An 8,482-nucleotide genomic window follows, 5' to 3' on the forward strand; every position below is an offset into this window, starting at 1 on the left:
GCAACAGGGTGTCTTGGCTCCTCCATAACCGCATACTACACCATGTGGTCGGTTGAGTAAAGTGCATACCCACTTTTGTAATTTGATCCTTGGAATTTGTATTTTTAAGCACTAAACTCTAAGGAAAAACCGGTTACTTCCACCCCGGCCTTGGGGATCAGGCTTTCTATACTATAATAAAAATTAGCTGGCTTTCAGTTTAGTTCCCGGCGGTATGCTGTTTCCCTGCAGAAAATCTCTGATGGGCAACCGTTTTCCGGACGCGCCCTGGATGTCCAGTATGGACAAGGCCCCTTCGCCGGTCATGACCCTGAGTTCGTCGGGAAACCCCGGTATAACGGTGCCGGGTGCTTCACGAACATCCGACCGGGCCGGTACGGCCCGAAAAATCTTTAGCCGCCTGCCGTCATAAAATGTGAACGCCCCCGGCCAGGGCGACATCCCGCGGATAAACGCATCCAGAGAATATGCGGGTCGGGTCCAATCGATTAGACCGTCGCTTTTCTTCAGCAGCGGGGCATAAGTGGCCTGCTCATGGTCCTGTCGAACCGGTTTGATGTGGCCGGCGCTGAGCCTCCCCAGGGTATCGCTGATGAGTTCTGCCCCCATTTCGGCCAGGCGGCCATAGAGGCTGGCGGTCGTATCGTCAGGGGAAATATCCGTTTTTTGAGCCAGGAGAATATCGCCGGTATCCAGCCCTTCATCCATAAACATGATCGTGACGCCGGTTTGTTTTTCTTCGTTGATGATTGCCCATTGAATCGGCGCCGGTCCGCGGTATTTCGGAAGAAGGGACGCATGAATGTTGATGGAGCCGACTGGCGGGACCGACAAAAGACTTTTGGGCAGGATTTGTCCGAAGGCAACCACCACCAACACATCCGGTTGCAACTCCTGGACAAAACGGAGAAATTCAACCGTCCGGATGGATTCAGGCTGAGAAACCGGAATGTTCAACCCCATGGCGGCCTTTTTAACGGGTGACGCTGAAACCTGCCGCCCCCTTCCCCGGGGCCGGTCCGGCTGGGTGACCGCCAGAACAATCTCATGGCCGTCCCCATGGAGTTTTTTCAATGCTGACACCGCAAATTCCGGTGTGCCCATAAAGATGACTTTCAATTCAGCTTCACTCCCGCTTTAACTGTTTCAAGACGCGCCGCTTGTATAATTCGCGCTTGAGAGCACTCAGGTGGTCGATAAACAGGGTCCCGTTTAAGTGGTCGATTTCATGCTGCAGAACAATTGCCGGAAAACCTTCAGCCTCAATGGTGATCACGTTGCCTTCCCTGTCCAGCCCCTCAACTACAATCTCCGTTGCGCGTTTAACATCCGCCCGGTATTCCGGCACGCTCAGGCAGCCTTCATTTTCCGATAGCACCTCCCCTCGCTTGGAAATAATCCTGGGGTTGATGAGCACCTGAAGCGATCGACCATCCTCCGGGGGCGCTATATCATATACGAGAATGCTTTTATCGAAACCCACCTGAATGGCAGCCAGTCCGACCCCGGGGGCTGCGTACATCGTTGCAGCCATATCATCAATAAACTTCTGGATCATACCGTCGATATTCTCAACCGGTTTGGTGGGCTGCTGCAGAAACTGATTCGGATAGGTTAGTATTTCCAGCATTTTCAAAGGCCTCGCTGCATTAGAGGCGGTGTTTCGCCTTATTCAACTTTTGTATAGGTAATCCGCCAGATATTAATTCCGGTTATCACTGCCGATATCAGTCCCCCGATGATTACCGGAAATACCGAGATGGCATGCACCACCAGGGTCATGCCGGCGGCTTCCTTTGCCGGCACCCCGAATAGGGAAAGGGCAAACACACCGCCGGCTTCCCAGATTCCCCAGAAACCCGGTACCGACGGCAGCGCAATAAAAAAACAGACAATAATCATCACCGCCGACAGCTCCAGAAAAGTCAGATTAATGCCCGGGCAGCCCAGCGCCATCAAATAATACGAAAGCGCCGACAGATACCAAACCAGGAAAGACAGCAGAATGCAAATAACGATCTTGAGCGGACGCTTGATCAGCCCGAATCCGGCCGCGAAATTTTCAACCAGCCGGGCCAACGGCAGGGACAATTTTTCCCGTACCTTGGACTTGAAATCCGGACCGGCGCCGATGAGCAGCGACGGAATTTTATAGATGGCCGCCTTGATCCATTGCTGGACTTTCTCGAGACTGAGTAAAACGATTCCAGCCACTAAAACCAGAGACGCTTTCAGCATGCCGCCGGCAATCATCTCCAGAACACCCCGGTTCAGCCGATATTTCCCGTAAGATATCATCAGGTCCGGATCCATCCGGACGTTGGCCAGGACCACCGCAAAAAAGGCGATTAACAGTCCGATGTCAAACACCCGCTCGGCTGCCACGGTGGCAAGTCCGGTGGTAAAGGGCACCTTGTCCTTTTTCGACAATATGATCGGCCGGGCCACCTCGCCGGCCCTGCCGGGCAGGATGCAATTGATCATAAACCCGATCATCATGGGGTGAAACGCCTGCCAGAAGCCGATCCCCGCCGCCTTTCCTCCCAGTATCACCTGCCAGCGAATCGCCCGTATGACAAACGTGAGCAGGGCCACCGCCACGGAAGGCACCACCCACCAGTAATTGATAATGGCCAGATAATCGACAAGCGCTTTGAACGGTACGTTCTTAAACGCAAAGTACAAGGCAGCGGCTGAAACCCCGGCTCCCAGCAATAGTGAAAGGGTTAATTTTTTTTTCATAAAAGTACGCTGCCATCATCAAAAAAAGGGCGCCGGTCTTCACGCCGGCAAACGCTTTCCGTTGCGGCGCCGGCTCAAGCTGCCAGAATTACCCGGGCATCCGAAACATCCTGCTTAATCTGCGCCGAAAGATCTGCCAGATTACCGAACCGCTTTTCATCCCGCAGCCGTTTAACAAAATTGACCCGCAGGTGTTTTCCGTACAAATCGCCGCTGAAATCTATCAGGTAGACCTCAACGGTGAATTGGTGGTCGTCAAACGTGGGGCTGTAGCCGATGTTGGCAACGCCCGGATAGAAGCTGCCCCCGCATTCCACCGTTACGGCATAGATCCCGTTCTTTGGGCACAGCTCATCCTCCAGCTGGATGTTTGCCGTGGGAAAACCAAGCTGCCGTCCGCCCCTGTTCCGTCCGGTGATCACCACCCCCCGGATCTGGTAGTTCCGGCCCAGCAAGCCGCGGGCGACATCCACATCGCCTTCCATCACCAGATCTCGAATTTTCGTACTGCTGATCCGCTGGGCAGTGCTGGTAGACGTCTGGATCTCACCCACTGTGATCACTTTAAAATCAAACTGTCGGGCATATGCCTTTAGGAGCGCCACGTCTCCTTCCCTGTTCTTGCCGAAGGTATAATCTTCACCCACTACGATCGCCTTCATGCCGATACGGTCGATCAGTAGATCAGCAACAAACGCCCGGGGACTCAGTGCCGCAAATTCAGGGGTAAATTGAATGCAGATAAGCACATCGATCCCGGTCTGGGCGATGAGCTCAATTTTCTGTTCATAAATCGTAATTAAGGGCGGCAGGCCGTTTTGTTTTAAAACCCGAACCGGATGGGGTTCAAACGTAACGGCAACCGCTTTGCCGCCCCGCAACCGGGCCTCTTCAATGACCTTTCTGAAAAGGGCCTGATGTCCGATGTGGACGCCGTCGAAATTGCCGATGGTGACCACCGTATTGGAGAGGGGCGTCGCAATCTTATTTATATCTTCAATAAGTTCCATTATCGTCCGATTTTAACTTAAAAATTACAATCTTAATATGAGGGCAAAATTTATTTTGTCAAATAGGGGCTTGACAATCATTTTAAATGAAAATATATATAAAATTTCGATTCGTAAATCAAACTTTTTTCTATTTTTCTTTTTCATTCATGCCGAAGTGGCGGAACTGGTAGACGCGCTAGGTTCAGGGTCTAGTGGCTGTATGGCTGTGCGAGTTCGAGTCTCGCCTTCGGCACCATAAGAATGATTTGTTGAAATAAAAACGGAGCCTTTAACGGCTCCGTTTTTTATTTGGAAAACACCTTTTATTCCAGGTTAATAGAATGTCCTATTTTACCGCCTGAACCGCCTTGATCTTATCCATTCCGCCCAATCGGTCTGCAAATTCGCTGTAAACCGGCTGTACCTTTTGAATAAAGAGGTCTAAATCCGGATAGGTGATCTGCATCCCCTTGGCCTTGAACCGATCAATAACGTCGTTATCCCCGTCTTTGCAAAGTTTCTGCCAGTAGGCTTCCGTTTCCTTGCTTGCTTTTAATACGCTTTCCTGAAGTTTTTGCGGCAGGGAACTGAAAAACTTGGCGTTGATGATCATGGTGGAAGTGGATAGCTGATGATGGGTGACGGCCAGATATTTCTGGACTTCGTAAAACTTCTTGGCATAGGCCCAGTCCGCTGAACCGTCCTGACCGTCGGCAACCCCCTGCTGCAGGGCGCTGAAAAGCTCGCTGCCTGGAATATTGACCGGGTTTGCGCCCAGGGCCTTAAAGGTCGCCAGTTCGATTTTATTTTCGGGGATGCGGATCTTGAGATCCTTTAAGTCTTCCGGCTTGTTGATGGGATGCTTCGAATTGGTAATGTTGCGGAAACCGGCCCCCACAAACGCCAGGGTTTTGATCTCGGATTTTTTCTCCAGTTCATCGGTAATCCCCTTGTGGACCGATGTTTGAAACACTTTCGCTGCCACATCAAAGTCCTTGAGCAAAAACGGCAGGGAATATAGGTCGATGGGCGGGTAAAAGGCGCCCAGTTTGTTGGCCGTGAGAATCTCCATCTCAATGGCGCCGCCCTGGACCTTTTTGGCCACGCTGACATCGCTGCCCAGCTGAGATGCAGCAAAAATCTGTACGCTGATTTCACCGCCGCTTTCCTTTTCAATCAGCTCCTTGAACTTCAGGGCCGCCTGATGGTAAAGGGACGAATCGGTCGGGGGCAGGTTGTGCGCCAGTTTCAGATTATAACTGGCAGCCAGTGACGCGGAAACCGACACAAGCAGAAACATTGATACGGCAATCACCAAAACAAATAGATTTCTTTTATTCATAAGACCCTCCTTTAGTTGAGTCCGCCGCATTCGCCGGCGGCTTCTTTTACTTACAATGCCTGATTTCTCAACCCGCAACCCGCTCACCTCATCCGGTAAGCAGTCGCGGCAGCCACAAACTGATCTCCGGCAGGACAATAATTACCAGAACCAGCAGCAAAAGCACGCCCAAAAGCGGCATCACCGCCCGGGTAACCCCGCCCAGACTGGTTTCGGCAATTTCCATGGATACAAACAGATTGGTCCCCAGGGGCGGCGTCAAAAAACCGACTTCGGCGTTGACCACAAAAATAATGGCGAAATGGATGGGATCGACGCCAACGGCCTTGATGACCGGCAAAAAAATGGGGGTAAAGATGATGACCTGGGCGATGGAGTTCATCCACATCCCGGTAAAGGTCAGAAAAATACTGATCAAGACCAGAATTAAAAACGGACCCCGGGTGACATTGAGGATATACTGGCTCAAGACCACGGGAATCTGGTACAGCGTCATGATTTCGCCATAGGCAACCGAAACCGCCCAGATGATCCCCAGCTTGCCGGTGACGCTCACCGTAAAATCAAGCGCTTTGAGGGTGCCGGCCCAGTCCAGCTCTCGGTAAACAAATGCGGCGATAAAGTATCCGTAAACAGCCGCTACCACCGCGCTTTCCGTGGGTGTAAACACGCCGGTGTAAATCCCCCCCAGGATAATGACCGGCGCCAGTAGGGACAATTTGCCCTGCCAGAGCGTCGAAAGGAGGCGATTGGCTGAAAATTTTTCTTCAACCGTCCGGATCCCTTTTAAACGACAGATGACATATACGGCGCCCATCAGGCTGAATCCGATAAAAAGGCCTGGTACCATCGCGGCGATAAACAGCTGGGTAATGGAGACATCGGCGCTGACGCCGTAGAGGATCAACAAGATGCTCGGGGGGATTAAAACCCCCATGGTGCCGCCGGTAGCGGTTATGGCCGCCGCCAGGTTGCTGTCGTAGTTTCGCCGCCGCATGGCCGGAATCATCACGCCGCCCACTGCGGCCGTGGTGGCCGGACCGGAGCCGGATATGGCTGAAAAAAACATGGAGGACAGAATGGTCACCATCCCCAGCCCGCCCCGGATCTGACCGATCATCGCTTCAGCCACATTGACCAGCCGCCGGGAAATCCCCCCCATTTCCATGATGGACCCGGCCAGAAAGAAAAGCGGCACCGCCACCAGGGGAAAGGAATCCACCGAATCATAATAGGTCTGGGCCATGGCAACAAACGATCCCTTGGTATACAGAAATGTCAAGGCGCCGGAAAGGCCCAGGGAGATGCCGATGGGGACCCTCAGAAAGATCAACAGGGCCAGGCCGCCGAAGAGAATCAGGGAGACGGTAAAGGTGTCGGGGATCATGCGGCACCCCCTTCCGGGCCGGGCGTTTTCTCTTTAAATTGTTTCACAGCGTCCTGATACGTGTTGATGCCCAACCGGATGGTCATCAAACCGAATGCCATTGGAATGATCGAGTAGGGAATCGCCATGGAAACGTCCAGAATGGTAGACTTGAAAGGATACTCGACGACAGACAGAACCAGCTGCAGGCCATACCAGGTCATGAGCCCGTTAAAGGCCAGCCACAGCAGGTTCATGCAGAGATCCACCCGCTCTATCCATCTGGCGGGCAGGATGAAATCCAGAATCTGAACCCGGATATGGGTGTTTTTCCCGGTGACATAACTGATGGAAAGGTATATAAACCAGATAAACACGAATCCGGAAATTTCACCGATCCAGCCCACCGAGGTGTAAAAAATGTAGCGCGACAGCACTTCAACAAATAGAATGATCGTCAGAAAAGCGACGAAAAACATGGATATCCAGCGTTCAAAATTCTGCCAGACGAGTTTCAACAGCGGCATCCGTGGGTTTTCCTTATCTTTAGGGGCGATGATCAAAAAAAGACCGGCATCCTTTTGCGATCGCTGGATACCGGGGTATCTTCAGAATCGTTTTCGTTTTCGATGATAAGTAATATAATTGTAAGACCGGCGTCAAGGGATAACTGGCGGCAGCCCTGAAAAAATTTTCAGTACATCCCCGGAAAGAAGCGGACTTGATTTAAAGAACCCTGCAGTTCCGCCGAGACAGGACGGGGAATGCACGCGTCGTTGCGGTTCAGGCTGAAAATTCGAACCCGAGGTCCATGTCCCTATTCAAACGGTGAATTTGTTTCATTACGGCCGGCGTGAGGGGAATCCCCAGGCGTCGGTTTTCCGCTTCAGCGATCGCCTCCAGTTCTCCAGGGATATAGATTCGCTCGTGGCCCGGGGCTCTTTTCAACTGCCGGATCTCGTTAAAGATCTGTTTCATATGACGATGGATGAGCGGCGGGTCGCGGAACGCGGCCATCTTGATCGCTCCCAGAAAATGTCCGGTGGAGGGATTGACCTGACCGGACAAGATGCTGCACAACAGTTCTACCATCAGTGAGAGTGCATATCCCTTGTGGCTCCCGGTCTCAGGGCTTTCGCCGCCGAGAGGAAGCAGCGGAACGTCGAACATGAGGATTCCCTTGTCGTCAAGGCCAGGCGGACCGTAGGATTCCGGAACCCATCCCGCCTGAAGGGGCTTTCCTTCTTTGAGGCAGGTTTCTATCTTGCCCCGGGCAACGGCGGCCGTGGCCATATCGAGATAAAAATCAGGCGCGTTAGCGTTTCCCGGAATGCCGACGCTTAGCGGGTTGGAGCCCATAAAGGGCTCCATGGCAAACGTCGGTGTCACAATTCGTTCACCGTTGCTCATGCAAATCCCGATAAGCCCTTTTTCCATGGCCTTATGGACGTAATAGCCGGGATAACCGAAATGACTGGTGTTGGTGACGGCAACAAATCCGGTGCCGTGTTCATCGGCCATGGCAAGGGCTTTGTCCATCGCCTGGTCGGAAGCGACAATGCCGGATCCGTTGTCGGCATCAAAAAGACCGGTCGTATGGCTTCCGGCGTGAAAGGCCATCCGGGGATTTTTCTTGACAGCGCCATTTTCGATGAGGCTCAAGAATTTAGGCAGGCGTGCGACCCCGTGGCTGCGAATTCCGCGCAGGTCGGCACTTATGAGAACGTCTGCGATTTTTCCGGCATGGCTCTGCAGCAGGCCGGCTTTGCAGATGACCTTGCAGATAAATTCATGGATGTGCGCTGCCGGAAAGCGAACAGAACCTTCCGGTAGTGAACGGGGCTCAACCATTTCAACCTCCTGGGACGAACGCAGATCAACCGATTTAGAATCAGCAGGAACGATTATTCAGCAAAATACTTTTTTTTATTTTTGACAAACGGTCAATCCATACCTTATAAAGAAAAAGTGGGTATGCACTTTACTCAACCGACCACATGGTGTAGTATGCGGTTATGGAGGAGCCAAGACACCCTGTTG

The 8,482-nt window shown here is 52.4% G+C and carries 8 protein-coding genes and 1 tRNA gene; 1 reads left to right on the forward strand and 8 read right to left on the reverse strand.

All coding sequences use genetic code 11. The features are described from left to right. Window positions 1–183: 183 nt before the first annotated feature. From fmt to P1P89_20885, 4 genes are all read right to left on the reverse strand, one after another. Entirely contained in the window at window positions 184–1,119 is a 936-nt protein-coding gene (fmt, locus tag P1P89_20870) for a methionyl-tRNA formyltransferase (GenBank protein ID MDF1593968.1), read from the reverse strand. A gap of 7 nt (window positions 1,120–1,126) precedes the next feature. Continuing rightward, window positions 1,127–1,630, reverse strand: a complete 504-nt coding sequence (gene def / locus P1P89_20875; GenBank protein MDF1593969.1) for a peptide deformylase — start codon at window positions 1,628–1,630, stop codon at window positions 1,127–1,129. Window positions 1,631–1,668: 38 nt separating this feature from the next. Then, window positions 1,669–2,742: a lysylphosphatidylglycerol synthase transmembrane domain-containing protein gene (locus P1P89_20880; protein MDF1593970.1), complete on the reverse strand. Its 1,074-nt coding sequence runs from the start codon at window positions 2,740–2,742 to the stop codon at window positions 1,669–1,671. 74 nt (window positions 2,743–2,816) lie between these two features. Then, entirely contained in the window at window positions 2,817–3,752 is a 936-nt protein-coding gene (locus tag P1P89_20885; protein MDF1593971.1) for a bifunctional riboflavin kinase/FAD synthetase, read from the reverse strand. A gap of 151 nt (window positions 3,753–3,903) precedes the next feature. Between P1P89_20885 and P1P89_20890 the strand changes: the two genes are divergently transcribed. Further along, window positions 3,904–3,990: transfer RNA gene (locus P1P89_20890), tRNA-Leu, on the forward strand. A gap of 90 nt (window positions 3,991–4,080) precedes the next feature. On the opposite strand, the gene P1P89_20895 is transcribed toward P1P89_20890, so the two are convergent. The 4 genes from P1P89_20895 to P1P89_20910 all read right to left on the reverse strand — a co-directional run bounded on the left by P1P89_20895 (window position 4,081) and on the right by P1P89_20910 (window position 8,293). Next, the gene (locus P1P89_20895) at window positions 4,081–5,076 is read right to left on the reverse strand and encodes a TRAP transporter substrate-binding protein (protein ID MDF1593972.1); all 996 of its coding nucleotides are present in this window, start codon (window positions 5,074–5,076) and stop codon (window positions 4,081–4,083) included. Window positions 5,077–5,164: 88 nt separating this feature from the next. Continuing rightward, entirely contained in the window at window positions 5,165–6,463 is a 1,299-nt protein-coding gene (locus P1P89_20900) for a TRAP transporter large permease (protein MDF1593973.1), read from the reverse strand. Continuing rightward, window positions 6,460–6,969 (reverse strand): TRAP transporter small permease, encoded by a 510-nt coding sequence (locus P1P89_20905; GenBank protein ID MDF1593974.1) that lies wholly within the window; start codon window positions 6,967–6,969, stop codon window positions 6,460–6,462. The genes P1P89_20900 and P1P89_20905 overlap by 4 nt, the downstream gene beginning before the upstream one ends. A gap of 256 nt (window positions 6,970–7,225) precedes the next feature. Further along, window positions 7,226–8,293, reverse strand: a complete 1,068-nt coding sequence (locus P1P89_20910; GenBank protein ID MDF1593975.1) for an Ldh family oxidoreductase — start codon at window positions 8,291–8,293, stop codon at window positions 7,226–7,228. Window positions 8,294–8,482 lie beyond the last annotated feature (189 nt).

Source organism: Desulfobacterales bacterium, from assembly GCA_029211065.1.
In the GTDB taxonomy this organism is placed as follows: Bacteria; Desulfobacterota; Desulfobacteria; order Desulfobacterales; family JARGFK01; genus JARGFK01.